General features: G+C 69.4%; 24 protein-coding genes. 17 read left to right on the top strand and 7 right to left on the bottom strand.

The genetic code is table 11. From position 1 onward, the window contains the following. The 9 genes from AB4Y75_RS14120 to AB4Y75_RS14080 all read left to right on the top strand — a co-directional run. Positions 1-229 (top strand): hypothetical protein (locus AB4Y75_RS14120; RefSeq protein WP_441436501.1); only part of this gene is annotated, 229 nt, incomplete at its 5' end. 239 nt (positions 230-468) lie between these two features. Further along, positions 469-1074, top strand: a complete 606-nt coding sequence (locus tag AB4Y75_RS14115; protein WP_441436500.1) for a DUF805 domain-containing protein — start codon at positions 469-471, stop codon at positions 1072-1074. A 60-nt stretch (positions 1075-1134) separates the two neighbouring features. After that, positions 1135-1887, top strand: coding sequence for an SOS response-associated peptidase (locus AB4Y75_RS14110; RefSeq protein ID WP_441436499.1), 753 nt, complete (start codon positions 1135-1137; stop codon positions 1885-1887). A 74-nt stretch (positions 1888-1961) separates the two neighbouring features. Further along, positions 1962-2288, top strand: coding sequence for an ArsR/SmtB family transcription factor (locus tag AB4Y75_RS14105; protein WP_441436498.1), 327 nt, complete (start codon positions 1962-1964; stop codon positions 2286-2288). Further along, positions 2285-3067: a cation diffusion facilitator family transporter gene (locus AB4Y75_RS14100; RefSeq protein WP_441436497.1), complete on the top strand. Its 783-nt coding sequence runs from the start codon at positions 2285-2287 to the stop codon at positions 3065-3067. Before AB4Y75_RS14105 ends, AB4Y75_RS14100 begins: the two co-directional genes overlap by 4 nt. Positions 3068-3119: 52 nt before the next feature. Further along, a complete protein-coding gene (locus AB4Y75_RS14095) occupies positions 3120-3551 on the top strand; it encodes an arsenate reductase ArsC (RefSeq protein ID WP_441436496.1) in 432 nt (143 codons plus the stop codon). Between the two features lie 105 nt (positions 3552-3656). Next, positions 3657-4436 carry an SDR family oxidoreductase gene (locus tag AB4Y75_RS14090; RefSeq protein ID WP_441436495.1) on the top strand — a complete coding sequence of 260 codons (780 nt, stop codon included), beginning with the start codon at positions 3657-3659 and terminating at the stop codon, positions 4434-4436. 140 nt (positions 4437-4576) lie between these two features. Next, entirely contained in the window at positions 4577-4954 is a 378-nt protein-coding gene (locus AB4Y75_RS14085; protein WP_441436494.1) for a hypothetical protein, read from the top strand. A 22-nt stretch (positions 4955-4976) separates the two neighbouring features. Beyond that, positions 4977-7826, top strand: coding sequence for a helix-hairpin-helix domain-containing protein (locus AB4Y75_RS14080; protein WP_441436493.1), 2850 nt, complete (start codon positions 4977-4979; stop codon positions 7824-7826). Here AB4Y75_RS14080 and AB4Y75_RS14075 read toward each other — a convergent pair. From AB4Y75_RS14075 to AB4Y75_RS14065, 3 genes are all read right to left on the bottom strand, one after another. Continuing rightward, entirely contained in the window at positions 7738-8331 is a 594-nt protein-coding gene (locus AB4Y75_RS14075) for a short chain dehydrogenase (protein WP_441436492.1), read from the bottom strand. The genes AB4Y75_RS14080 and AB4Y75_RS14075 overlap by 89 nt on opposite strands. A gap of 105 nt (positions 8332-8436) precedes the next feature. Beyond that, complete coding sequence (locus AB4Y75_RS14070) at positions 8437-9828, bottom strand: aspartate aminotransferase family protein (RefSeq protein WP_441436491.1); 1392 nt, start codon at positions 9826-9828, stop codon at positions 8437-8439. 131 nt (positions 9829-9959) lie between these two features. After that, entirely contained in the window at positions 9960-11450 is a 1491-nt protein-coding gene (locus AB4Y75_RS14065; RefSeq protein ID WP_441436490.1) for a CoA-acylating methylmalonate-semialdehyde dehydrogenase, read from the bottom strand. 104 nt (positions 11451-11554) lie between these two features. On the opposite strand from AB4Y75_RS14065, the gene AB4Y75_RS14060 reads away from it, so the two are divergent. Continuing rightward, entirely contained in the window at positions 11555-13309 is a 1755-nt protein-coding gene (locus tag AB4Y75_RS14060; protein ID WP_441436489.1) for a PucR family transcriptional regulator, read from the top strand. 72 nt (positions 13310-13381) lie between these two features. Here AB4Y75_RS14060 and AB4Y75_RS14055 read toward each other — a convergent pair whose 3' ends face one another. Beyond that, positions 13382-13885: a MarR family winged helix-turn-helix transcriptional regulator gene (locus AB4Y75_RS14055; RefSeq protein WP_441436488.1), complete on the bottom strand. Its 504-nt coding sequence runs from the start codon at positions 13883-13885 to the stop codon at positions 13382-13384. Between the two features lie 187 nt (positions 13886-14072). Here AB4Y75_RS14055 and AB4Y75_RS14050 point away from each other — a divergent pair, with 187 nt between their 5' ends. The 5 genes from AB4Y75_RS14050 to AB4Y75_RS14030 all read left to right on the top strand — a co-directional run bounded on the left by AB4Y75_RS14050 (position 14073) and on the right by AB4Y75_RS14030 (position 21077). Then, positions 14073-15728 carry a DUF6069 family protein gene (locus tag AB4Y75_RS14050; RefSeq protein WP_441436487.1) on the top strand — a complete coding sequence of 552 codons (1656 nt, stop codon included), beginning with the start codon at positions 14073-14075 and terminating at the stop codon, positions 15726-15728. Between the two features lie 209 nt (positions 15729-15937). Next, positions 15938-16831 (top strand): MurR/RpiR family transcriptional regulator, encoded by an 894-nt coding sequence (locus AB4Y75_RS14045; RefSeq protein ID WP_441436486.1) that lies wholly within the window; start codon positions 15938-15940, stop codon positions 16829-16831. A gap of 108 nt (positions 16832-16939) precedes the next feature. Beyond that, positions 16940-18145 (top strand): M20 family metallopeptidase, encoded by a 1206-nt coding sequence (locus AB4Y75_RS14040; protein ID WP_441436485.1) that lies wholly within the window; start codon positions 16940-16942, stop codon positions 18143-18145. Beyond that, complete coding sequence (locus AB4Y75_RS14035) at positions 18142-19485, top strand: DUF3100 domain-containing protein (protein ID WP_441436484.1); 1344 nt, start codon at positions 18142-18144, stop codon at positions 19483-19485. The genes AB4Y75_RS14040 and AB4Y75_RS14035 overlap by 4 nt, the downstream gene beginning before the upstream one ends. 248 nt (positions 19486-19733) lie before the next feature. Further along, positions 19734-21077, top strand: a complete 1344-nt coding sequence (locus AB4Y75_RS14030) for an MFS transporter (protein ID WP_441436483.1) — start codon at positions 19734-19736, stop codon at positions 21075-21077. 145 nt (positions 21078-21222) lie between these two features. Here AB4Y75_RS14030 and AB4Y75_RS14025 read toward each other — a convergent pair whose 3' ends face one another. Beyond that, on the bottom strand, positions 21223-21423 hold the full coding sequence (locus tag AB4Y75_RS14025; RefSeq protein WP_441436482.1) for a hypothetical protein: 201 nt from the start codon (positions 21421-21423) through the stop codon (positions 21223-21225). A gap of 177 nt (positions 21424-21600) precedes the next feature. Then, positions 21601-22350 (bottom strand): SDR family oxidoreductase, encoded by a 750-nt coding sequence (locus tag AB4Y75_RS14020; RefSeq protein WP_441436481.1) that lies wholly within the window; start codon positions 22348-22350, stop codon positions 21601-21603. A 216-nt stretch (positions 22351-22566) separates the two neighbouring features. Here AB4Y75_RS14020 and AB4Y75_RS14015 point away from each other — a divergent pair, with 216 nt between their 5' ends. Together AB4Y75_RS14015 and AB4Y75_RS14010 are read left to right on the top strand one after the other, a co-directional pair. After that, positions 22567-22929, top strand: coding sequence for a cupin domain-containing protein (locus AB4Y75_RS14015; RefSeq protein WP_441436480.1), 363 nt, complete (start codon positions 22567-22569; stop codon positions 22927-22929). Positions 22930-23016: 87 nt separating this feature from the next. Beyond that, positions 23017-23643 (top strand): thymidine kinase, encoded by a 627-nt coding sequence (locus AB4Y75_RS14010; protein ID WP_441436479.1) that lies wholly within the window; start codon positions 23017-23019, stop codon positions 23641-23643. A 34-nt stretch (positions 23644-23677) separates the two neighbouring features. Here AB4Y75_RS14010 and AB4Y75_RS14005 read toward each other — a convergent pair whose 3' ends face one another. Then, positions 23678-24955 (bottom strand): helix-turn-helix domain-containing protein, encoded by a 1278-nt coding sequence (locus tag AB4Y75_RS14005; RefSeq protein WP_441436478.1) that lies wholly within the window; start codon positions 24953-24955, stop codon positions 23678-23680. Positions 24956-24998: the final 43 nt, after the last annotated feature.

Raw genomic sequence — 24998 nt, 5'->3', positions numbered from 1 at the left:
TAAACCACCCAACCAGAAAACAAATTCACCAAAGAAACAACCCCCAGGCACCACAAAAAAGCACCCGGAAAAGGAGTTGAAAATCAAAGGAATAAGAATCGAAGACCGCCACCAGAACCAGCACAACCGGCCCGGCAACCCGATCTACTCTACACATCCGGAGGCTCGGGCACAAATCCGCGGAGAGCAGGTGCTTGACCTGGTCCACCACCCGATCCGGCCCCACTGAGCGGCCCGGCGCGCCCGCAGCGCCGCCGCTGTCGTCGCCACGCGGCGGTCTGGGCTCTCCTCAGTATTGCCAGGCTCGGCGCCCGCGGGTTCACGCCCGCACAGCGTGAACTCTCGACGCCTCCCCTGCCCGTGCGGCCGCCGTCGTACTTTCAGACTTTCGAAGCATCGCGGCATTCCGCCGGGCCGCGAATACTTTCACCCACGGGGATAATTCCAGTCGCCTGATAAAATGTGCGCGTGAGCACACCTCAGTTCCCACCGGCATCTGCCATGTATGGCCACCCTGTTCCTCCGGTGCCCTTGGACCAGCCCGACTATCGCGCAGGATTCGGTGCCGCCACGGCCAGGTTCTGGAGGAAGACGTTCGACGGGTCCGGACGCGCCGGGCTCAGGGAGTTCGGCCTCGGCTATCTCGGCTTCACGCTCGCCTTCACTGCTCTCTGTGCGCCGCTGATGCTGGCGCTCGTGATCGTCCTGGTGCTCATGATGCTGCTCGGGCTCACATTCTGGATGGGCAACCCGAACGCGGCGCCCGATGACGTCCTCCAGCTGGGCATCCATTCCATGGCGCCGTATTGGTGGCTCGCCTACCCCGCGCTCTTGATCTTGATCGGCGCCCCCGGAATGGTGACACTGACCATCCGGAGGCTCCACGACACGGGACGGTCCGGAGGGTGGGCGCTCCTGTGGCTCGCCCCGTATGGATGGCTGGTGCTCACCGTGATGTGCTTCGGTCCCAGCAAGATGGAGGGTCTCCGCTTCGACCGGAGTCCCTATCCCATCCTCCCGCCCACACCGTCCGGAGGTGTCCGGCACGGAAACCCCCGGCCTCAGCACCGGTGACGATCCCGTCACCGTGAAGCCGACCGCCCGGGCGGGCCACACCCGACCTATGCTGGGCTCATGTGCGGACGCTATGTCATGGCCCAGAGCGCGGAAGACCTCGCGGCGGAATTCGAAGCGGATCACTTCCCCGAAGACCGCCCGCTGCCGCCGTCGTGGAACATCCCGCCCACCAGTGACGTGCCGATCGTCCTGGAGCGATTGATCGACGGCGAACTGAGCCGAGGAGTGCACATCGCTCATTGGGGCCTCGTGCCGCGCTGGGCCAAGGACGAATCCGTGGGCATCCGGTCCTTCAACGCACGCAGTGAGACGGCGGCGGAAAAGCCGACGTTCCGCGCAGCCCTGCGCTCCCGCCGCTGCGCGGTCCCGGCCGAGGGCTATTTCGAATGGCTGAAAGGCCCGGGCGCCGCGAAGCAGCCGTTCTACGTCCACCCCGCCGACGGCGGGCTGCTCGCGTTCGCCGGCCTTTACGAATGGTGGCGCGATGTGAACAAGGAAGAAGGCGCCCCCGATGCGTGGCTGCTGTCCACCACCATCCTGACCATGCCGGCGCCGTCACCCGACCATGAGCTCCCCGTCCTGGCGGAACTCGGCAGGCTGCACGACCGGTTGCCGATCGCGCTGGGAAGGGAGCGTCTGGCCGAGTGGCTCAATCCGTCGGAGCAGGACGGCGCGGGATTGCTTGAAGCGGTCCGCGCGCAGGGGCATGAGCAGGCTTCCGGATGGGTTCTGGACCGTGCGGATCCGGCGGTCGGCAACGTCCGCAACAACTCCCCCGCGCTGCTCAAGGAGTCAGGGGCGCTTTTCTAAGAGCGTCCCGCGCAGGGAACCCGCCCCTGAGTTCAGCATTCCGTGAATACAGGATCCGATGTACTTTTAACGACATGGAAACCCTCACGCATGCTCCGCTGCTGGCGAGGTTCGGCTACGCCGTGTCGGATCCGACCAGATCCCGGATCCTGCTGGCCCTGGCCTCGGCCCCCGCCTACCCCGCCGAGCTGGCCGAAGAGCTGGGGGTGACGCGGCAGAGCATGTCCAACCACCTGAGCTGCCTGCGGGGCTGCGGATTGGTGGTGGCCGTCCCCGAAGGACGCCGGAGCCGCTACGAGCTGGCCGACGAACGGCTGGGCCACGCCCTCCACGACCTGATCGGCGTCGTGCTGGCCGTGGATCCGGACTGCTGCGCCCCTGACGGGACGTGCTTCGCATGAGCACCGCGAACCTTCCCGCGAGCGCACCACGCAGAGCGGTCCTCACCCGGCGCATCCGGCTCTTCGCCGCAGCCACCATCAGCTACAACATCCTCGAAGCCATCGCCGCACTCTGGGCCGGCGACGTCGCCGACTCCTCGGCCCTGATCGGCTTCGGCCTGGACTCCATCATCGAGGTCGGCTCGGCCGTGGCCCTGTCCTGGCAGTTCTCCGCGCAGGACCCGGAACGCCGGGAACGCGTGACCCTGCGCGTCATCGCGCTCTCCTTCTTCGCTCTGGCCCTCTTCGTGAGCATCGACGCCCTCCGTTCCCTGAGCGGCGCCGGGGAGGCCCGGCATTCGGCGGCGGGGATCGTCATCGCGGCTCTGAGCCTGGCGATCATGCCCGTCCTCTCCTGGCGACAACGCCGCGCAGGCCGCGAGCTGGGTTCCCGCACGGCGGTGGCCGACTCACAGCAGACCATGCTGTGCACCTGTCTTTCGGCGGTCCTCCTGGTGGGCCTGCTGGTGAACAGCACTCTCGGCTGGTGGTGGGCCGACCCCCTCGCCGCCCTGGTGATCGCCGGAATCGCCGTCCGCGAAGGGCTCAACGCCTGGAAGGGTGACAGCTGCTGTGCGGTCCAGTCCGTGGCGGCAACCGCAGAGCGTGAAGAGCCGGGCACCGCCCACAGACCCGGAGAACCGGACGACGAAGCCTGCTGCCACGAGTGCCGCACGCCTCAGGAGCCCGTCCGGCATTCGCTCCAGCTCGGCCCGCGGCCCGGCCGGCGCGCGGACTGAGCGTTCTCCCCGCCCCTCGAAGACCCCTCCTCCGAAGACAAGGAACAACCCCGTGGCCTCGCTCTCGCCTGACACCGCCCGCAAACCCTCCGTCCTGTTCGTCTGCGTCCACAACGCCGGACGGTCCCAGATGGCGGCGGCTTTCCTCACGCACCTCTCCCAAGGAGCCATCGAGGTGCGCTCCGCCGGCTCCCAGCCCGCCGACTCGGTCAACCCGGCCGCCGTCGAGGCCATGGCGGAAGTGGGCATCGACCTCTCCGCCGAGACCCCCAAGATCCTCACCACCGAGGCCGTGCGGGAGTCGGACGTCGTCATCACCATGGGCTGTGGTGACAGCTGCCCGTTCTTCCCCGGCAAGCGCTACGAGGACTGGGTCCTGGAGGATCCGGCGGGGCAGGGCCTCGAGGCGGTGCGTCCCATCCGCGACGAGATCCGGACGCGCGTCGAGGACCTGATCGCCTCGCTGACCCCCGGAGTGCGCTGACCCGCCGGGCGCGCTGATCCACCCGGTGCTCCGACGTCCGCAGGCCTTCCGGCCCGGCCGCATCGAGGCTGTTCAACCGCGCGCCCTGCCCCCTAGAGTCGGGGCATGACGAGACAACAGCGCGGCACTGCCCTGATCACCGGCGTCGGGCGTCGGCAATCGATCGGCGCCACCCTCGCCGTCGCCCTGGCCGAGGACGGGTGGGATCTGGCCCTCAACTACTGGACGCCGTATGACGAGCGGATCGGGCTGGAGCCGGACGCCGACGCCCCGGGCGTCATCGCGGAGGAGTGCCGCGCGCTGGGCGCCACGGTCGAACTGCTTCCGGGGGATCTGAGCGACCCCGACGCGCCGGCGGCGCTGCTCCAGACCGCCACCGAACGGCTCGGGCCCGTGACGGGACTCGTGATGTCCCATTGCGAATCGGTGGACAGCGCCATTCTGGACACCGGGCTGGACAGCTGGGACCGGCACTTCGCCGTCAACGCCCGCGCCAGCTGGCTGCTGATCAAGGCGTTCGCGGACCGGCTGCCGGTCGCGGAGACGCCGGGCCGGGCCGAGGCGCACATCGTGGCGCTGACCAGCGATCACGTGGCCTACAACCTTCCGTACGGGGCCAGCAAGGGCGCCCTGGACCGCATCGTGATCGCAGCGGCGGCCGAGCTGGCGGACCGCGGAGTGCGGGCCAATGTGGTCAATCCAGGCCCGGTGGACACCGGATGGATGAACGATGAAGTGCGCGCCTGGTGCCTGCGGGAGACCGCGGCCGGTCGGCTCGGGACGGCGCAGGACACGGCCAATCTGGTGCGCTTCCTGTTCTCCGAGGCCGGCTCGTGGATCAACGGTCAGCTGCTGCACAGCGACGGCGGCTTCAAGATCGGCTGAGTGGCGCGAGGTGGACTCGGGGCCGGAGGAATTAATGTCAGTGGGCCTGTCGTAGACTGGCTTCATTCGAACATACATTCGAAGGTGCGCCTCTGGGGCCAGGGTGCACCGTCCGTCCCGGTCCACCACGGAGGTACACCATGGGCTCCTTCACCCAGCGCCTGAACGTCATCTGCTCCACGGGGAACATTCCGGCATTCGTGTCCTATGAAGGGCGGGAGTACCGGGTCTGCCAGATCCCCAGCCGTTGGTACACCCGGAAGGCCAGATGGGCCGAGGACAGCCGGGCGGGCCGCGGCCACAGCGGGGACGTGGTGGATTACGAGATCTGGCGTGTCCAGCTGGTGCGTGACCTCAACGGCCAGGAGCTGACGCTGGATCTGGCCCACTACACCGAGCCGGACCAGTGGCGCCTCATCAAAGTCCATGACGCACCGCTGCTTGACCACCACGAGCCCGCGGACTTCGGTGAGCGGCCGGGAAACGTGCTCTACGCGGATTTCACCCAGACCGTCTGAGGCACACTCGGACCCACCAGCCATGAGCTTCACCCATCTGCACGTCACCACCGCCTTCACGCCCGGGGTCGGCACAGCCTCGCCCGCCCAGCTGGCCAGGGCCGCCGCCGAGGACGGCGCGACCGCCCTGGCCTGCACTGACCGTGACGGGCTGTACGGGGCGGTGCAACACGTCCTCGCCTGTCAGGCCCACGGCCTGGCTCCCCTCCTCGGCGTGGATCTCGCCGTGATCGATGTGGATGACGACGGCGCCCGACGGCGCCTGACCGGCCGGGTGGTCGCGCTCGCCCATGGCGGCGGCACGGCAACGCCCGGAGCCGGCTACCGCGCCCTCTGCCGGCTGGTGACCGACGCACATGCCCACACCACCGGCAGGTCCCATGGCGGCACTCCGGTGGGCGTGACCCGTCAGGAATTGGCCGCACGCGCCGTGGACCCCGAGAGCGGCCTGCCCGTGCTGACGGTGCTGCTGGGCCCGGAATCCGATGTGGGTCTGGCGATGCACGGCCCCCGCTACCTGCGGCCCAGAACCCTGTTCAAGGAGTGGCTCGCGGCCATGCCGACGGGAACGATCGCCGGGGAAGTGGTCAGCCATCAGGCAGCTCCCGGGCACCCCTTCACCACCGCCCATGCGGCACGGATGCTCAAACTCGCCCGGGAACACCACGTCCCGGCGATCCTGAGCAATGCCGTCCGTCATCTTCACCCGGACTCCCCCGGCCCGGCTGCCGCGCACCCGTTCCCCCGGCCCGCCCGGCCCGCCGTCGAAGGCTCAGCCCTGGGTGCCGCAGGCGCAGCCCAGCGTTCCACCCAAGGTTCCGCCCGGCCATCCGGGGCCCAGGCGTATCTCAAGAGTCACCGGGAAATGGAACAGACCGCCCGGGAGGTCGGGCATGCGGCCGACCTCCGCGTGAAGGACCTCATGCAGCTCCTGCGGGACACGGAGGAACTCGCGGAGACCTGCCGGCTGGATCCCGCTGGAGATCTGGGGTGGGGGCGGTGGCAGCTCCCCGAGAGTTCGGTCTTGGGCCTCGCCCGGACGCCGCACGCGGAACTCACCGAACGGTGCCAGGACGCTTTGAAGCGTCGCATCGACACCCGGGCCGGCACCCAAGCCCCGCAGTTCCGCGAACGGCTGGAGCACGAGCTGGCCGTCGTCGAGTCCCATGGAGCATCCCTGTTCTTCCTGAACGCCGCCGAGGTCACGCAGACCATCAACGATTCGGGTGTCCGGGCCGTCGGACGGGGTGACATGACGGCAAGCCTCATCGCTCATCTGCTGGGGATCACCGCCGTGAACCCGCTCGAGCGCGAGGCGCCCTTCGAACGATTCCTCGCGGCGAGCGCATCGTCCGGTGGCCTGGATCCGTTCGGATCGTTTCCGGGGCTCGAACTGGACCTCGAATCGGGCAGCCTGCGCGAGGTGCGCCGAACCGTGGCCCGGCGGTTCGGCAAGGGACGCGTGTGCCTGCTGGGCCCTGCTCAACGGACCGCTGCGACGGACGCGGAGGAAGGTTCCGAGGCCTCCCCGGAAGCTCTCGTCGAAGTCCCCGGCATTCCGGACGCATCTCCCGGGGCCCTGTCCCGGCGGAGTTCCGGGCTGGCCATCGGCGACGCCTCTCTTCTGCACCGGATCCCCACACAGCCGGGCGAGTCAGGGCTTCCTCTGAGTCAGCTCGCGCCACAGGATCTGAGCTCCTGGGGCGTTCTGCGCGTCACGCTCCGGGAATCAGTGACGCAGACCGTCCTCGCGCGGGCCCTCCGGGAGATCGGGCGGCAGGCCGCTGACGAGGTCCCCCCTGCCGGGATGGTCGACGTCGAGGCTCCACTCCTGGACGAGCGTCCAGGTCGAGAGCTCGTGCCCTCCGGCAGTCCGTCGGGCTGTCTCGACAGCGCCCCTGACGGCCGGACTCGCCCGGGCCCGGCACTCGCGGAGGGGCCCACCGCCGGAGGCCAGTCGGTTCCACCCGTTCCTCCCGTCGCAGCCTCAACAGACGTCGTGGAGGATCTGTACGTCCGCCAGACGGCCTGGCTCAGATCGCATCATCCCGGGGCGTACCTCGCGGCGCTCTGGGACACGCCCGCGGGCCCGCTTCCGCGGCATCTTCTCCGGGCCGAGGCCGGGACACTGGGTGTCCGCGTTCTACCGGTCGACGTGAATCGCAGCGCGGAGGAGTGCCGGGTCGAACCTTGCGAAGTGGATCGTGACGACGATGACGCCCCAGGCGACGCCGGGCTGGGCCTGCGTCTGGGACTGCACGAGGTGCCGGGCATCTCCCCCGCCGAGCGGAGGCGACTCCTGTCCGGACGTCCCTACCCCTCCGTGGAGGACCTGCTGACCCGCGGCACGGTGTCCCGGGGCACCGTCCGGAAGCTGGCCGAAGCCGGGGTCCTCGACTCGTTGCCGGGCGACGAGGACGGCCGGGACGCGCACTCCGTGCTGGTCCGGAATCTGCAGGAATTCGCCGCGCGGCCGGCGGGCTCGCCGCGCACCCAGGTGCACGGGCAACTGACGCTCCCCCTGGTGGGCGGCCATGGCACGGCACTCGACGTCGCCCCACCGGAACCATCACCGGACCGGTCACCGGTCCAACCCGAGGACGGGCGCGAGAACCACCCCGAAGGACACCCCGGGCCCCCGGGCGAAGACCGTTCCGAGCCCGGCCCGGAGGCAGCCGCCGCAGCGGGCCCCACGCGCGAGGAAGCCGGCAAGGTAGCCGGCCACGCGGCCGGCTCCCCCAGCGCTCCGGCGGAACTGACGGTCGTGACCGATGGCTCCCGGCTCAGCCGAGCGCGTACACCTGCCCCGTCTGGATTCCCTCCACGGACTTCACATAGGCCTGACCCAGCACGTCGGACGGGATCCGGGTGAACCCGGGGAAGGAATCGAAGTATCCCGGGGCGTCTTCCAGGACGCTCGGGCTCACCGCATTGATCCGGAGGCCCCGGGGCAGCTCCGGAGCCGCAGCCAGGACGAACGACTCCAGAGCGCCGTTGGCCAAGGACGCCGCGGCTCCGGTCAGGATCGCCTCCCGGGCCAGAACCCCGCTGGTGAGGGTGAACGAACCGCCATCGGCCAGGTACTCCATCCCGAGCCGGACCACGTTGACCTGGCCCAGGACCTTGTCCTCGAATCCAGCGCGGAAGTCCTCCGCGGACAGCTCGCCCAGAGGCTTGAAAGGAACGGACCCGGTGCAGCAGATCACGGCGTCGACCGTTCCGGCCTTCTCAAACAAGGCGCGGATGGAGGACTCATCCCGCAGATCCACCGGCAGCTCACCGTGCCGGGACGCTTGCAGCACCTCATGCCGGTCCTGCAGCGCAGCCAAAGCGGCCCGTCCCACGTGCCCACCGGCACCCACCAGCACAATCCTCATGCGATTCATCCCTTTCAGTCGGGGCCAGGATCGGCTCCCACGCGCCGTCGAACGTTCGGATCCAGCCTACTCAGCCGGCCCGGCCAGACGCATGGGAGCCGGTGGTCAGGTCCGGGCCGCCACCGCGGCGTCGGCGACGTCCAGCGCGCGGTCGATCACGGCGAGCGCCTCCCGCAATTGATCGTCCGGGATGTTGAGCGCCGGCACCACGTGGATGCGGTTGAAGTTGGCGAACGGCAGCACGCCCCCGGCCTTGATCTCCGCGACCACCGCATTCATCTCGGGACTGGAGCCGCCGTAGGCCGCCAGGGGCTCGCGGGTCTCACGGTCCCACACCAGTTCGATCGCCCAGAAGACGCCCGAACCGCGGACGTCGCCCACGCTCGGGTGCTTCGCCTTGAACGCCTCCAGGGCCGGGCCGATGATGTCCTCGCCCAGACGGCGGGCGTTCTCCACCAAACCTTCGTCCCGCATGGTCTCGATGGTCGCCACGGCGGCGGCGCAGGCCAGAGGGTGGCCTGAGTAGGTCAGACCGCCCGGGTAGACGCGCTGCCGGAAGGTGTCGAACACCTCGTCCGAGATGATCACGCCGCCCAGCGGCACGTAGCCGGAGTTGACCCCCTTGGCGAAGGTGATCAGGTCCGGGGTGATGCCCCAACGGTCGATCGCGAACCATTCGCCGGTGCGGCCGAAGCCCGCCATGACCTCATCCGCGATGAACAGGATCCCGTGCTTGCGGGTGAGCTCCCGGACACCCTCGAGGTACCCCGCGGGCGGGCCGTAGATACCGGCCGTTCCGGGGACGGATTCCAGGATCACGGCAGCCACGTTCGAGGCGCCTTCCAGGAGGATCATGTCCTCCAGGTGCCGGAGTGCGCGCTCAGTCTCCTCCGCCTCCGTGGTGGAGCCGAAGTAGGAACGGTAGAGGTACGCCGGGAGGAAGTGCACCACGCCTGCGTCCCCGGCGTCGTTGGGGAAGCGCCGCGGATCGCCCGTGACGTTGACCGCCAGCTCGGTGCCCCCGTGATAACTGCGGTACGCGGAGAACACCTTGCGGCGTCCCGTGTGCAGCCGCGCCATGCGGATGGCGTGCTCATTGGCGTCCGCGCCGCCATTGGTGAAGAAGACGTGGTTCAGCCCCTCCGGCGCCAGCTCGGTGACGAGACGGGCCGCCTCGGAGCGCGCCTCGTTCACGTGCTGGGGCGCCACGGTGCACAGCTTGCCGGCCTGGGCGTGGATGGCAGCGACCACCCGGGGATGCTGGTGCCCGATGTTCGTGTTGACCAGCTGGCTGGAGAGGTCGATCAGACGCCGGCCCTCCCCGTCCCAGACCTCGGAACCCGCCGCCTTGAGGATGGTCATGGGGTTCAGGGTGTCCTGCGCCGACCAGGAGTGGAAGACGTGCGCGCGGTCCAGGTCATGGGCGCGGCGCCCGGCTTCGATCTCATCGGCGGTGGGTGGGGTGGTCTCCGTGCCGGGGAGCGTCTCGAGGCTCATGGAAGGGTCCTTTGCGTCTAAGGGTGAGGTCTGACGGTGAGTCGGTAGGGGAAGTGCACGACGACGGCGCCCCCGCGGGCGGCGCCGTGGCCCCGGCCGGGCCCCGGGTCCGCCCGGGGGCCGGGGACGGCTCAGGAGTTGGTGGGGAACCCGAGGTTGAGCCCGCCGTGGCTGGGATCCTGCCAGCGCGTGGTGACCACCTTGCCGCGGGTGAAGAAGTGGACGCCGTCCGCCCCGTAGGCGTGGGTGTCGCCGAAGAGGGAGTTCTTCCAGCCGCCGAAGGAGTAGTAGGCCATCGGCACGGGGATGGGCACGTTGATGCCGATCATGCCCACGGTGACCTCGTTCTCGAAGCGGCGGGCCGCGCCGCCGTCGTTGGTGAAGATGGCCGTGCCGTTGCCGTACGGGTTGGAGTTGATGAGTTCCAGGCCCTCGTCGAAGCCGGGGACGCGGACCACGGAGAGGACCGGGCCGAAGATCTCGTCCTGGTAGATGGTCATGTCCGGGGTGACGTTGTCGAACAGGGTGGGGTTGAGGAAGAACCCATCGCCTTCCGCGTCGGGGCTGGGGTGGCGGCCGTCCAGGACCACGGTGGCGCCCTGTTCGATGCCGGCGTCGATGTAGCCCGCCACCTTGTCGCGGTGGGCCGCGGTGATGAGGGGGCCCATGTCGCAGCCGCGGGTGCCGTCGCCGATGCGCAGGGTGCGCGTGCGTTCGGCGATCTTGGCCACGAGTTCGTCCGCGATCGCGTCCACGGCCACCACGGCGGAGATGGCCATGCAGCGCTCACCGGCTGCGCCGAATCCGGCGTTGACGGCGGCGTCGGCGGCCAGGTTGAGATCGGCGTCGGGCAGCACCAGCATGTGGTTCTTCGCCCCGCCCAGGGCCTGGACGCGCTTGCCATTGGCGGTGCCGCGTTCGTAGACGTAGCGGGCGATCGGGGTGGAGCCCACGAAGGAGACCGCGGAGACGTCCGGGGAGTCCAGCAGCGCGTCGACGGCTTCCTTGTCTCCGTGCAGTACGTTGAAGACGCCGTCCGGCAGGCCGGCTTCCTTCCAGAGGGAGGCCAGCCAGTTGGCGGCGGTGGGGTCCTTCTCGCTGGGCTTGATGATCACGGTGTTGCCCGCGGCGATCGCGACCGGGAAGAACCACATGGGCACCATGGCCGGGAAGTTGAAGGGGGAGATGATCGCGGCGACGCCGAGCGGCTGACGGAGCGAGTGGACGTCAACCTTGGTGGAGGCGCTCTCCGTGTAACCGCCCTTGAGCAGGTGCGGGATGCCGCACGCGAACTCCACGACCTCCTGACCGCGGGCGATCTCGCCCAGGGCGTCCTCCAGGACCTTGCCGTGCTCGGCGGTGATGATGGCGGCCAGCTCGGACTTCCGGGCGTTCAGCAGCTCACGGAACGCGAAGAGGACCTGCACGCGGCGGGCCAGGGAGGTGTCGCGCCAGGCGGGGAACGCGGCGGCAGCGGCGGCCACGGCTTCGTCGGTGGTGGCCTTGCTCGCGAGCGCCACCCGGCCGGTGACCTTGCCCGTGGCGGGGTTGGTGACGTCGCCGAAGCGGCTGCCGTCGGCCTCGACCGGCTTGCCGTTGATCCAGTGCGTGATGTTCTGCATGGTGGTCCTTTCAGGGAATGTCCTGGGACCATCCTGCGCCGCCGGACCATCCCGCACGCCTGACAGACTGTCGTGAATTCGGCTAGGAAACATACACTGTGTCCATGATTCCGGCCTCGTTCCCTCCGCAACGGCCCCTCACGGTCCGCGACGTCCTCGCGCTCGACGCCCTCGCCGCCGGGTCCCCCGAGGTGCTGGCAGGCGAAGCCGGGCTCGACGCGCCGATCCGCTGGGTGCACATCGCCGAGGAGGCGGAGTACAGCGCGCTTCTCGAGGGCGGCGAGCTCGTCCTGACCACGGGGCTCGCCTTCCGGCGCTCGGCGGCCCTGACCCGCACCTTTCTGGAGCGGTTCCAGCAGGCCGGCGCGGCCGCCGTCGTGGTCGAACTGGTGGACGACGACGGCGCCCCCGACGACAGCGCGGCGGCCCACCTCCGTGCCGCGGCCGCAGCCGTGGACTGCCCGCTGATCCTCCTCACCCGCCGCGTGCGCTTCGTCCAGGTGACCGAGGAGGCGCACCGGGCCCTCATGGATCACCAGGTGCGCCGGCTCGAACGCGCACGCCACGTCCACGAGGTGTTCACGGCCCTGAGCCTGGAGAACGCCGGGGAGAGCGGCATCGTGGACGCCACGGCCGCGCTGCTGGACAGCCCCGTGGTGTTCGAGGACCCCGCCCATCTGGTGCTCAGCTACTCCGCGCGGGACCGCGATCCCGCACGGCTGCTGGAGGGCTGGGCCGCGAGGTCCCGCTTCGTGGGGTACCGGAACCAGACCGCGTTCGGCACGGGCGGCGACCGCTGGCTGCAGACCCCGGTGGGCCTGACGGGGCAGCGGTGGGGACGCCTCGTGGCACCCGAGCTCGTCCCGGCCCCGGATACCGGCGAGGACGGGACCGGGCCGGGCACGGATCCCGACTGGGACCCCGCCGACGCCTTCCAAGTGCTGGAGCGGGCCGGGCAGGCACTGACTATGGCGCGGATGGCGGGACGGGACCGGCGGGAGGTGCTCTTTCAGGCTCGCTCCGGCCTGATCCAGGATCTGCGGCAGGCCACTCCCCCGGAGGAACAGGAGGCCCTGGCGCGGGCCACCGCCCTGGGGCTGGCCCGGGGCGCGGCGTACCTGCCGCTGGTGGCACGGCTGGAGGCGCCGGGTGCGGCCGACGGACAGGCGAGGAACAGGCAGACGGGGAACAGCCCGGCGACCGGCCAGGCACCGGTCGCGGACACCCCGGACGCCACCGAGGTGCAGCTCCGCGAGCGCGCCTTCCTCGACGCACTGCAGGCCTGGGCGCAGAGCACGCGGCAATCCGCTCTGGCGTCGAGCCTGCACGCCGGTTCGGTGGCGATCCTGCTGCCGCTCGCGGCCCTCGAGCTGGAGGACTCCGCCCTGCACCGCCTTGCCGCCGCACCGCAACTGGCGGGCTTCGGCTGGACGCTCGGGGTGGGGCGGGCGGAGCGCTCCCTGGTGGCGGCGGCCCGCGGTCTGGACTCCGCGGATCAGGTGGCCGAGACCGCCGCGACCCTCGGCTCACGCAATCTGCCGTTCTACCGCTTCGCGGACGTCCGCCTGCGCGGCCTGCTCGCACTGCTGGGGCAGGATTCGCGCGTGAAGTCCTTCGCGCAGGCGGAACTCGCGCCCCTCCTGGAGCCGGGGCGGGCGCGGAGCCTTCAGCTGCTGCGGGACTACCTGGCACACGGCGGGAACATGTCGTCCCTGGCCACGGCGCGGAAGGTCAGCCGGCAGGCGCTGTACACCCACGTCAAAGGACTGCAGGAGCTCCTGGGCCTGCCGCTGGAAGATCCGGAGTCCCGCGCGTCCCTGATGGTGGCGCTGCTCTGGCACGATCTCGCCGACGTCTGAGGCACCGAAGGCCGACTCGAACCGCGCCGTTGAACCGCGGGCCGGCCCCACATCGCTGCGACGTCACGAACCTCAGGTATCGCGGATCTGGCGGATGCCCAGCTCCAGGCCCTTGGCGATCCGCTGCAGCAGGAGGACCGCGGCTTCCTGGTCCTCCTCGCTCAGGTCGGCGACCACCGCCCGCTCCAGCTCACGCCAGGCGTTCTCGACACCTGGCCGCAGGGCCTTACTGGCCGTGGTCGCCGTGACGATGACCACCCGGCCGTCGGTCTCGCTCGGAGTCCTGCGGACGAACCCGGCGTGCTCCAGTCGGCGGAGGGTCCTGGTCATGGTCGCCGCATCGGAGCCCAGCATGCGCACCAGGTCCGCCTGCCGCTGCGGACCTGCGTCCCAGAGCTGCATCATCACCAGCTCCTGGGAGAGGTGCAGGCCTACCGGGCGGAGCAACTGCGCCGCGAGGGACTTGTGAAGCCGCGCGACCTGGACGATGGCATGCCCCACACGCCCCGCGTCGGCAAGCCCGTCGGCCAGCGATTCGGCGCGGGGAAGCCCGTCCTGCGATTCCACCTCAGCCATGCCCGCAATTCTAGCGAGGCCTCGATCGGCCATTTAGTTGTTCGAACAGGAATTTATTCACGATCCCTCCTGTTGTCTCTGGCGAAGCCCGGTCATTCCGGGATTGACGACCGCTGCCCAGCACTCACCCAACATCCTGTCTGGACAAGGAAAACCGTGAGTCGCTCCGAGAGAATCGAGAACTTCCGTGGATATCGCATTCAAGCCGTACAACCTGATGGGACTGACCCTCAAGAACAGAATCGTCATGGCACCCATGACACGCAGCCGCGCATTGGATCCCGGCCTGGTCCCCTCGCCGTCGATGGCCACCTATTACGCGCAGCGCGCCGGCGCGGGCCTGATCATCTCGGAGGGCGCTCAGCCCTCCCCCGAGGGACAGGGCTACACCAGCACGCCCGGGCTGCACAGCTCCGAGCAGATCGAGGGATGGCGTCGCGTCACCGACGCCGTTCACGCGGCGGGCGGACGGATCTTCGCGCAGATCATGCACACCGGGCGCATCGGCCATCCCGACAACTCCTCCGAGAGCATCATCCCGCTGGGCCCGTCCTCCGTACAGCCCAAAGGCCGGATCTTCACAGCCCAGGGCATGCAGGACTTCGTGGTGCCCCGTGAAATGACCGAAGCGGACATCGAAAAGGCCATCCAGGACTTCGCCACAGCGGCCCGTAACGCCATTGAGGCAGGCTTCGACGGCGTGGAGATCCACGGCGCCAACGGCTACCTGGTCCATCAGTTCCTCTCCGTCAACGCCAATCAGCGCACCGACGCCTGGGGAGGAAGCCCGGAGAACCGCGCACGTTTCGCGGTGCGCGTCGCCCAGGCGGTGGCCGATGCGATCGGCCCGGAGCGGACCGGGATCCGACTGTCCCCGGGAGCCTCGTTCAACGACATCGAGGATGACCCCGAACTGCTCAGGACCTATCTGCCGCTGGTGGAGAAGCTCGGCAGCCTCGGCCTGGCATACCTCCACGTGATCGAGCAGGCCGGACGGCAGCTCACCCAGCACCTGCGGGACGCCTGGCCCACCACCTTCATGCTCAACCCGGACACGGGCATGACCACCCCCACGGATCACCGTGCGCTCCGTTTGATCAAGGATGGCAGCACCGATCTGCTCTCCTTCGGCGCCCTGTTCCTGGCGAACCCGGACCTTCCGAAGCGGCTGGCACTGAAGGGCCCCTACAACACCCCCGACCCCGCCTCCTACTTCGGCGGGGATGATCACGGCTACCTGGACTACCCCACGCTGGACTCCGAACCGGCTCATGGGTCGCAGCCCGCCACGGATTCCCGGCCGGCCCAGGAGTCCCGCCCGGAGAAGTCGCCCGCGAGCAGCGCCACCGCCCCCGTCACGGAACCCGAGACCAGGCCCTCGGACCGCCGGCCGGACCAGCGATCCGCAGCGCCCGTGGACTCCGCAGCGTCCGCAGACTCCGGAAGGCCTGCGCGTCAGGCCGCACCGCTCTGGCGCCGGACGCTGGTCGCGGGCGCTGCGAGCGCCGTCGCGAACATCGCGCTCTACGGCGTGGGGTGCCTCTCCGGCGCGTCGATGATCATGGCCAGTCCCCAGCCGGCCCTCATCCCGTGGTTCGCTCCCGCCATCGCCTCCTTCCTGCCCTTGGCCATCCTGGGCGTGATCGTCTGGCTCATCACCCGCAGGCGTCCGGCAGCCAGGCGCTGGTTCGCCTGGGCCGGCCTGGCCTTCGCAGTCATCAGTTGCGCCTCGCTGCTCTCCGCGCCGGACGCCGCCACGGGCATCAGCTTGGCCGCCATGCACCTCGTGGCCGGCCTCGCCTGGTTCATCACCCTCGACGGCGGACGGAAGTCCGCGGCCTGACGCCCCCTCAGGCGCGGCGGAGCGGCGTATTCCCTGCGGGGGGTGCGCCGCTCCGCTTCTCCCAGGGCAATCCGCCGGCGTCGAAAAACCCTCCAGCCAGCACGGAAAACAAGCCACCCGCCCTCGTTCTGCAAATATCTATGCAGAATCAGCAATCTGCACATACAATTGCAAATGAGACGAGCATCACAAGCGCGAAGGAGGTGACGATGACTCAGACCCAGCCCACCGGAACACCGGAACCTGAGGACGGAAACCCCGCCCTGGGACAGCAGTGGCTGGGCGACGCCATCCCCTCCCAGAAGCTCACCAAGGCTCAGGCCCGCGTGGTGGACGCCCTCACCGTCAACCCCAAGCTCGCCTCCTACGGCGACGTCACGGAAGTGGCCAACCGCGCCGGGGTCAACAGCTCCAGCGTCGTCCGGACCGCCCAGGCCCTCGGTTACCGCGGCTGGCCTGATCTGCAGCGAGAACTCCGGGCCCGCTACCTGGTGCACATCTCCAACATCGCGCCCCTCTCGCACCGCGTGGAGGTCCGCTCCCCCATCCACGACTCCCTGGCCCACGACGCGGAGAACCTCCGCCTCGCCATGGAAAGCGTCGACCCCCAGGCCGCCGACGACGCCGTCGCCGCCCTCTGCGGAGCGCGCCGGATCGCCGTCGTCGCGCAGGGCTCCTACTCGGGTGCCGCCGTCGTCTTCTCTCACCTGGCCGCGACCATGGGCTATCCCGTGACGTTCGAAGGCCGCGCCGGAGTCCACCTGGCCTCACTGGTCAGCTCCCTCGGCCCCGGGGACGTCCTGGTGGTGTTCCACCTCTGGCGCCCCCTCAAGCACCTCACGGTCGCCGCGCAGCTCGCCCACCAGGCGGGCGCCACGGTGGTGGCCGTCACGGACCTCAAGTCCACCGATCTTGCCAAGGCGAGCCACCACCTGCTGCTCGTCCCATCCGAAGGCGTCTACGCCTTCCAGTCGGCCACCGCCTCGACATCCGTGGCGTACGGCCTGCTCGCCGGCATGGAAACGCGCGAACCTGAGCGCGTGAAAGCCGGCATCGAAAGAACCTCGCAGTTCTGGCAGGACCTGGACCTCTACACCGACTGAGTCCGGCGACACCGCCCACCCCTCCGCACTCACCCGCCGGGAGCACGTCCCCGGTCACCGCCCCGCACCCCGGGGCTCCTTCTTCACATCCCCCTGCCCAGGAGCACCATGTCTTCCACAGCCCCCCTCAGCGACAAGATCGACCAGGCTCTCGACGCCGTACGGCCCGCCGTCCTGGAGATGGCGCGGTTCATCCACGCCCATCCCGAGCTCTCCTTCGAGGAATTCCAGGCCGCGGCCGCCATCACCGAGCTGCTGGAGCAGGCCGGCTTCGAGGTGGAGCGCGGCACCGGCGGCCTGGACACCGCGTTCAGCGCCAGCATCGGTTCCGGCGACCTCGTGGTGGCCATCTGCGTCGAATACGACTGCCTCCCCGAGGTGGGTCACGCCTGCGGCCACAATCTGATCGCGGGTTCCACCGTCGGAGCCGCGCTGGCCCTGGCGCCCCTGGTGGACGAGCTGGGCATCACGCTCAAGGCCATCGGCACCCCGGCCGAGGAGCACGGCGGCGGCAAGTCACTTCTGCTGGATGCTGGCGCCTTCGACGGCGTCGGGCTCTCCCTCATGGCCCACCCCGGCCCGGAAGGACGGACCGCCAACCCGCTCGGCACCAGCTCCCAGGCCGTGGGCCGCTTCCGGGCGACCTTCACCGGCCAGGCGGCCCACGCCGCCGCCATGCCGCACCGCGGCATCAACGCGGCCGACGGCGCCGTGCTGAGCCAGGTGGCCGTGGGCCTGCTGCGCCAGCAGCTTCCCGACGACCACCGGGTGGCCCTCTTCGTCCGCGAGGCGGGCGTGGCCACCAACATCATCCCGGACCGCGCGGTGGTGGACTTCGAGTGCCGGGCCTTCACCCTGCCGGAGTACGAATCGCTCCTGTCCCGCGTGCAGAACTGCTTCGAAGGCGCCGCACTGGCCACGGGCACGGACCTGAGCATCGAGGACATCGAGCCGCTCTACGAACCGCTCGCCCAGGACCCCCGGCTCTCGGCCCATTGGAGCGAAGCCTTCGGCTCCCGCGGGCATGACGTCACCCCCGCCAAGGACTCCTCCGGCGGCGGTTCCACGGACATGGGCAACATCAGCCAGGTGATCCCCAGCATCCACCCCATGTTCTCCATCCCGGGGGCTAGCTCCCCCATCCACTCCGCCGGCTTCACCGCCGCCGCGGACACCCCCCAGGCCTACGAGGCCATGTTCGACGCCGCCTTCGCGATGGCCTCCACCGTGGCCGCCGCGGCGTCAGATCCCGAGCAGAAGGCGTTCTTCACCGCCGCCGCACACCACCCCGCAACAGCTGAGGCCATCGCATGACCATCACCGCTTCCCCCCAGACCACCCGGACCAAGGCCCTCCCCCTCGCGGCCATGGCCCTCGCCGTCGCCGTCACGGCGCAGCTCATCGGCCCCCTCAAAGTCAGCGTCGGCGTCGGCGCACTCCTGATCTTCCCCATGGTGTGGGGCCTGCTCATGGGCCTGGTCATCTCGGTGCAGAAGATCAAGCCCCTGCCGGTCAAGTACCAGCGACTGGCAGCGGCCCTGTCCGGCGTCGCCGTGCTGGTGCTCTGCGCCCGCCTGTCGGTGGACATCGGCCCGAACATCCCCACCATGCTCAAGGCCGGTCCCGCACTCCTCCTCCAGGAGGTGGGACACCTGCTCGGAACCATCGTGCTGGCGCTGCCCCTGGCGGTGCTGCTGAAGATGGGCCGCGCCACGGTCGGCGCCACGTTCTCCCTGGACCGCGAGCCCGCGTTCGCCATGGTCTCGGAGCGCTTCGGCCCCAACTCGGACGAGTACCGCGGCGTGCTCGCCATGTACGTCTTCGGCACCGTGTTCGGCGCCGTCTACATCAGCCTGGTGTCCTCGCTGGTGGCCAACTGGAAGATCTTCGATCCGCTGGCCCTCGCCATGGGCTCGGGTGTGGGTTCCGGTTCCATGATGGCGGCCTCCGCGGCCAGCATCATCGGCGCCTACCCGGACGACAAGACGGCCATCCTGGGCATGGCGGCCGTCTCCAACATGATCACCAGCCTGCTGGGCGTCTACGTGGGCATGTACATCGCGCTGCCGCTCGCCGACCGCGTGTACCGCCTGCTCACCCGCACGCCCGCCGTCGTCGCCGCAGCCCCGGCCGCCGTTCCTTCCTCCGACGACGCCGGCAACGCCGCCTTCCGCACGGAGGTCGCCGACGCCACGGCTCACACCGCGGTCCCCGCCCGGGTCGCGCTGCCGATCGTGGGAGCCCTGGGCCTGGTCACGGCCACCCTGGCCGACCTGGCTGCGGGCAAGGGTTTCAGCGTGATGACCGTGGTGGGCTACCTGGTGATCATCGCGATGCTCCTGGCGGCCTACGGCCTGGCGAAGCTGACCCGCAACAAGGTGCAGGCCGTCATCTGGCTGACCACCGTGGGCGCCCTGGCGTCGAGCCCGCTGATCCCGCCGCTGGCCGCTTTCATGCACAGCACGGTGGGCGCGGTGGACTTCCTGTCGATCACCACGATCGTCCTGACCCTGGCCGGTCTTTCGCTCGGCAAGGACATCGGGCTGCTGCGCAAGATCGGCTGGCGGATCATCCCGGTGGGCCTCGTGGCCATCACCGCGTCCTTCCTGCTCGCCACGCTGATCGCGGAGTTCTCCCTGGGCCTCTGGCACTGACCGCCTCTCCCCTCGCGTTCCCCCTCGCGGTTCGCGAAGTCACAGATGGTGCCCCTACCCGAGCCGGGTAGGGGCACCATCTGTCATCTCGCGGTGAAGACGCATCTCGGGAACCTCGGAAAAATCGTAGACAGGCTGTATACACTCCATCTACAGTGTGTGTACGGTCACATTCCCCCGTCGGAATCACCGTCCCACCCCTGGCTCCGCCGCAAGGACGCGGCGTCCCCGGCATCGACGAGGTTCATATGAGCACACCCACCACCACCCGCCCGGCGCGGCGCAAACACACCACTCTCCCGGCGGTCGCCGCCTCCAGCCTGGCGGGCACCGCCGTCGAGTGGTACGACTTCTTCCTCTACGGCACGGCCGCCGCTCTAGTCTTCAACAAACTGTTCTTCCCCAGCGGCGACCCCGTGGTGAGCACCATGCTGGCCATGGGCACCTTCGCCGCCGGATTCCTGGCCCGCCCCCTGGGCGCCCTGGTCCTCGGCCACTACGGCGACAAACACGGACGCAAGACCACCCTGGTGGCCAGCCTGCTTCTGATGGGCGTCGCCACCGCGCTGATCGCAGCGATTCCCCCGTACGCCACGATCGGCATCTGGGCGCCCCTGCTCCTGCTCTTCCTGCGGCTGGTCCAGGGCTTCGCGCTCGGCGGCGAATGGGGCGGGGCCGTGCTGCTGGTCTCCGAATACAGCGACGACAGCACCCGGCGCGCGTTCTGGGCCTCCTGGCCGAATGTGGGGCCGCCGCTCGGCAATCTGCTGGCCGCGGGCGTCCTCGCCATCCTTTCGGCGGTGCTTCCGCAGGCCGACTTCCTCGCCTGGGGCTGGCGGATCGCCTTCGGCCTGTCCGCCGTCCTGGTGATCATCGGCCTCATCCTGCGCCTCTACGTCCAGGAGACCCCGCTCTTCAAGGCCTCCCAGGCGAAGGCCGAAGCGCAGCACGGCGCGACGGCGAAACAGCCGGTCCTCACGGTCTTCCGCAAGCACTGGCGGGAGATCCTCATCGCAGCCGGCAGCCGCATGGGCGAGAACGCGGGCTTCTACATCTACTCGCTGTTCATCATCACGTACGTCACGGAGATCCTGAAGCTCAACCGCCAGGTGGGGCTGAATGCCGTGATGATCGGGCAGGCCGTCGCCGTGGTGACCATCCCGCTCCTCGCGATCCTGGCGGACCGGGTCGGCCGCAAGCCCGTCATGATCGCGGCCTCGGCGGCCACGGTGGTCTGGGGCTTCGCCTTCTTCGCGCTTCTGGACACCAGGAACCCGGGGCTGATCATTCTGGCCGCGGTCGGAGGGCTCCTGATCTTCGCCGCCTACAGCTCCGTGATCGGCGCGTTCTTCTCCGAGCTCTTCCCCACGTCGGTGCGGTACTCCGGAACGTCGATCGCCTACAACCTGGCCTCCCTGGTGGCGGGCTCCCTCTCACCGATCGTGGCGCTGGCGCTGTACCAGGCGTTCGGCAGCGGCATGGCGATCGGCCTGTATCTGGCGCTGATGGGGGTCATCTCGATCGTCTCGGCGGCCTTCGCCCGGGAGACCAAGGAACTCAAGCTGAGCGATCTGGACACACCGCGCTCCTGATACACGTGCCCCGATCCGCCTCGCCCGATCCGCCCGAGGACCCGGATCGCCCGGATAACGCAGGATGCCGCCGGACTCACTGTCCGGCGGCATCCTGGGCGTGACACATCAGGTGATGCGGTGCAATCTGGGGTCAGCCGTCCGTTCAGGCCATCTGGGCGAGGCGGCTGGAACGGCGCACCCACACCGCGGGCCGGCCGTCCACGGTCGGGAGCAGGTGCCCCTCCGGGATGAACTGCTCCTTGGAGGGATCGCCCTCCGGGAACCAGAGGCCCGAAGCCGGGCAGTGGGCGCCGGTCTCCGCACTGGAGACGGCACGTTCGTGGACCAAGGCGATGCGCTTCATCGTTGAAACCCCTCGTTGTCTTGCTAGTTCTCTGAAAGCTTGTCTTCAAGCCTAGAAAACCGGCCGCAGGCATCCCATGTGCAGGTGAACAACGATCGTCTGAATTTCTGTACGCGGCGCTGGTGCACAGACATCCCGAGAGGAGTATGTGTTGTCCATCACATACCTCGCGGGGCATCAATGCTGTCCGAGCTCCCCCAACCAGGCCTCGAAGGTCCGCCGGCCCAGTATCGCGTCCCGGCCGGGCAGGAGCGAGCCGTCCCGCTGAGCCCGTCCCAGGCCGCCGGGGAGGGAGACCTCAGGGATCCAGCCCCGGACTCCCTGTGCGCGTGCATAGTCACGCACCATGCGGACCAGGCTCTCCTCCCGGGGTCCGGCAAGGTCGGTCACCCTGCCCTGCGGGCCGCTCTCGACGACCTCCGCCAGGCGGTCCGCGACCTCCTGCACGTCCACCGGCTGGGCCCTCCCGCGAGGCGCCAGGTGCAGCGGACCCAGCCGCGCGCCGTCGTACATCTGCCGGGCGAAGTCGTGGAACTGGGTGGCGCGCTGGATGCTCCACGGGACGCCGCCGCTCTCCACCAGGCGCTCCTGCGCCAGTTTCGCCGCGTAGTAGCCGTACGGCGCGCGGTCCACCCCGACGATCGACAGGGCGACGTGATGCCCCACCCCGGCCGCCCGGCCCGCCTCCAGCAGCGCCGCGGTGGTGGCGGCGAAGAACTCCGTCGCGCGGCGGGTGTTCAGGGTGTTGATGTTCAGCACGTCGACGACGGCGTCCACGCCGTCCAGCGCGCCGCGGACCGCGGCGGGATCCCGGACGTCCACGCCGGCTCCGCGGGTCAGGATCACGGCCTCATGCCCCCGCCTGCGCGCAGCCTCCACGACTCGCCCGCCCACGGTGCCGCCACCACCGGCGATGCCGATCCTCATACCTGCCTCCTGGGGTCAAAAGTCTTCGAAACCACCGTGAAACCCTGGCCGCGGGTCCGCTCGCGCACACGCCGCCAATCCGAACGTCAGCCCTCCGGCCATTCTGCACCCTCACCTATGCATCTGCAGCGTGCGCCCGAAGCCCACCCCTTCCGCATACTGAACCGCCCGGTATAGTATGCGGACAGCACCGCGCCAGCCCGAACAGGAGAATCCATGGGATCCACAGCCTCAACGTCGACCCTGCACCACGCCCCGGCCACCGAGCTGGATCACGAGCCCCTGCCGGCCTCACAGATCGTCGACGGTTCGCCCACGGCCGCCGTCCTGGAACTCGAAGACCTGGGCTCGTGCGGGGTGGGGATCTGGGAGATGACGCCCGGCACCGCCACCGATGTGGAGGCCGAGGAGGTGTTCGTGGTGCTCAGCGGCTCGGCACGCATCGACTTCCAGAATGAGGACGGCGCCGTCACCCACACCCTGGAGGTCGCGCCCGGGGATCTGGTGCGTCTGCGGGAGGGGCAGCACACCACCTGGACCGTCCACGAGACGCTCCGCAAGGTGTACGTCAGCGTCTGAGCCACTGCACGGCGGACCACTAGACTTATCAGTCATGTCCTTCTCTCGTCGCGCCTTCAACGCGCCCCGGACCGAGGTCCGCTGACCGTGGCCAAGCTCTACTTCCGCTACGGCGCCATGAATTCCGGCAAGTCCACCGCCCTGCTGCAAGTGGCCTTCAACTATGAGGAACGCGGCCAGCGGGTGCTCCTGGCCAAGCCCGGGATCGACACGAAGGGCGACACCTCGATCGTGTCCCGGCTCGGCGTCGAGCGGGAGGTCGACTTCCTCATCCCGCACGATGCCGACGTCCGTTCCCTGGTCCGCCAGCGCGCGGCCGGCGATGACCCCGAGGCCCTGCTCGAACACGTGGACATGGCCCCGGTGGCCTGCCTGCTGGTCGACGAGGCCCAGTTCCTCACACCCGAACAGGCGGACGGGCTCTTCCGGATCGCCGTGCTGGACGACATCCCGGTGCTCGCCTACGGGATCCGGACGGACTTCCGCACCCAGGCCTTCCCCGGAGCCGCACGGCTCCTGGAGATCGCCCACTCGCTCGAGGAGCTCAAGACGATCTGCCGCTGCGGGCGCAAGGCCGTCTTCAACACCCGGATCATCGGAGGCGCCTTCGTGTTCGACGGCGGCCAGGTGGCGATCGACGGCGAAGAGGTGCAGTACGAATCGCTCTGCGGCAGCTGCTACCTCCAGGAGACTGGCGGCACCCTGAACCCGTAGGCGCCGACGACGCGCCGCAAGCGCCCGGCGGGCCTCAGCTCGCCGCGCTGTGGGCGAGAGCGGGACCCGGATCCTCGTATTTGGTGCGGGAGATCTCCAGGATCAGGTCGGCCACGCCCTGGGCGCCCCTGAGGTTCCGCAGACGGAAGAACCCCTCCTGCGCGAGGGCGAGGCGGGCCAGAGCCTGATCCGGTGAGCCCAGCCGGAGCAGGATCCGCCCGCCCAGGAATGCGGCCTCGGACGAGAGCCGGTCCATGCGCTGGCTGCGCTCCTCGAAGGACACCAGGCCCTCCAGTGCCTCGTCATTCCGGCCCCGTCCATGCAGCCACAGCGCCTTGAGGAAGGCCAGCTCACGCGGGATCTCCCCACCTAGACCCAGGATGAGATGCGCGGCTTCCGCACGATCGAGACAGGCCAGAGTGGCCTCATCCGCCACCCCCGCCTCCAACCGGGCCCGGGCCGAGGACAGGTTGAACGCGGCCCACTCCCTCAAATCCACCTGGGGCCGCAGCAGCGTGGCAGCCCTTTCGTGCCGGTCGATTCCGACGTCGGCCTGTCCCCGGGCGAATGCCACGTCTCCGACAGCCCACGCCAGACGGCCCCTCAGATGGGAGGGCGCCCGCACCGGAACGGCGTCGTCGCCGGCCAGAGCACAGTGCCGCCAGGCCGCTTCCTTGTGCCCTTCGCTCAGCAGCGCCCGGATGACCAGGTGCAGGGCGGCGAGCCGCACCGTGGAGTCCCCCTCCAGGACGGCACTCTGAATCACGCTCTCCTGGGACTGGACCACCGCTGCGCGGAAGGACCGTTCCGCCAGCGCCATCCGGACCGAGAGCTGCAGCGCCTCGGAGCGCAATCCCGCGTTCCCGGAGGCGAGAGTGTTCGCGAGCAGCATGTTCACCAGGTTCCGGCCCTGCTCATGGCGGCCCAGCCTCACGAGGCATTCGGCCCTGAGGAGATTCATCTCGCACACGGTCGCGTCTTTCCGGCTCTCCCGGGCGAACTGGGCCGCGACCAGGGCGTGCGACGCCGCCGACTCATAGTCCCGGGAATCCCAGGCACACCAGGCATGCAGGGCGGCCAAGGAGTACTCCTGATCCTGAAGAGTCGGCTGGAGCGCCCATTGCTCCAGCTCTCCCGGCGGCAGGCCCAGGCGCTGAGCGAGTCCGCCGAGGATCTCCGACGACGGTTCCCGCACCCCGCGCTCCAAGAGGGAGATGTAGCTGTGGGAACATTCCGGCCCGCCCAATTGCTCCTGCGTCAGTCCTCGCGACAGACGTTCCGCACGCAGGCGATCGCCGAATATCCGGCCCATCAGGCTCTCCCTTCTTCCTTCCGGCCATCACCGCGACGGCGGC

The organism is Arthrobacter sp. RAF14, assembly GCF_052114185.1.
In the GTDB taxonomy this organism is placed as follows: domain Bacteria; phylum Actinomycetota; class Actinomycetes; order Actinomycetales; family Micrococcaceae; genus Arthrobacter_E.
The sequence above is the reverse complement of the archived record's forward strand: the minus strand, read 5'-3'. Positions and strand labels throughout refer to the sequence as shown.

Bases quoted from the DNA above. Each gene is read 5' to 3' on its own strand.
- AB4Y75_RS14110 (WP_441436499.1), top strand. From the start codon at position 1,135: ATGTGCGGACGCTATGTCATGGCCCAGAGCGCGGAAGACCTCGCGGCG.
- AB4Y75_RS14105 (WP_441436498.1), top strand. From the start codon at position 1,962: ATGGAAACCCTCACGCATGCTCCGCTGCTGGCGAGGTTCGGCTACGCC.
- AB4Y75_RS14100 (WP_441436497.1), top strand. From the start codon at position 2,285: ATGAGCACCGCGAACCTTCCCGCGAGCGCACCACGCAGAGCGGTCCTC.
- AB4Y75_RS14090 (WP_441436495.1), top strand. From the start codon at position 3,657: ATGACGAGACAACAGCGCGGCACTGCCCTGATCACCGGCGTCGGGCGT.
- AB4Y75_RS14085 (WP_441436494.1), top strand. From the start codon at position 4,577: ATGGGCTCCTTCACCCAGCGCCTGAACGTCATCTGCTCCACGGGGAAC.
- AB4Y75_RS14080 (WP_441436493.1), top strand. From the start codon at position 4,977: ATGAGCTTCACCCATCTGCACGTCACCACCGCCTTCACGCCCGGGGTC.
- AB4Y75_RS14075 (WP_441436492.1), bottom strand. From the start codon at position 8,331: ATGAGGATTGTGCTGGTGGGTGCCGGTGGGCACGTGGGACGGGCCGCT.
- AB4Y75_RS14070 (WP_441436491.1), bottom strand. From the start codon at position 9,828: ATGAGCCTCGAGACGCTCCCCGGCACGGAGACCACCCCACCCACCGCC.
- AB4Y75_RS14065 (WP_441436490.1), bottom strand. From the start codon at position 11,450: ATGCAGAACATCACGCACTGGATCAACGGCAAGCCGGTCGAGGCCGAC.
- AB4Y75_RS14060 (WP_441436489.1), top strand. From the start codon at position 11,555: ATGATTCCGGCCTCGTTCCCTCCGCAACGGCCCCTCACGGTCCGCGAC.
- AB4Y75_RS14055 (WP_441436488.1), bottom strand. From the start codon at position 13,885: ATGGCTGAGGTGGAATCGCAGGACGGGCTTCCCCGCGCCGAATCGCTG.
- AB4Y75_RS14045 (WP_441436486.1), top strand. From the start codon at position 15,938: ATGACTCAGACCCAGCCCACCGGAACACCGGAACCTGAGGACGGAAAC.
- AB4Y75_RS14040 (WP_441436485.1), top strand. From the start codon at position 16,940: ATGTCTTCCACAGCCCCCCTCAGCGACAAGATCGACCAGGCTCTCGAC.
- AB4Y75_RS14035 (WP_441436484.1), top strand. From the start codon at position 18,142: ATGACCATCACCGCTTCCCCCCAGACCACCCGGACCAAGGCCCTCCCC.
- AB4Y75_RS14030 (WP_441436483.1), top strand. From the start codon at position 19,734: ATGAGCACACCCACCACCACCCGCCCGGCGCGGCGCAAACACACCACT.
- AB4Y75_RS14025 (WP_441436482.1), bottom strand. From the start codon at position 21,423: ATGAAGCGCATCGCCTTGGTCCACGAACGTGCCGTCTCCAGTGCGGAG.
- AB4Y75_RS14020 (WP_441436481.1), bottom strand. From the start codon at position 22,350: ATGAGGATCGGCATCGCCGGTGGTGGCGGCACCGTGGGCGGGCGAGTC.
- AB4Y75_RS14015 (WP_441436480.1), top strand. From the start codon at position 22,567: ATGGGATCCACAGCCTCAACGTCGACCCTGCACCACGCCCCGGCCACC.
- AB4Y75_RS14005 (WP_441436478.1), bottom strand. From the start codon at position 24,955: ATGGGCCGGATATTCGGCGATCGCCTGCGTGCGGAACGTCTGTCGCGA.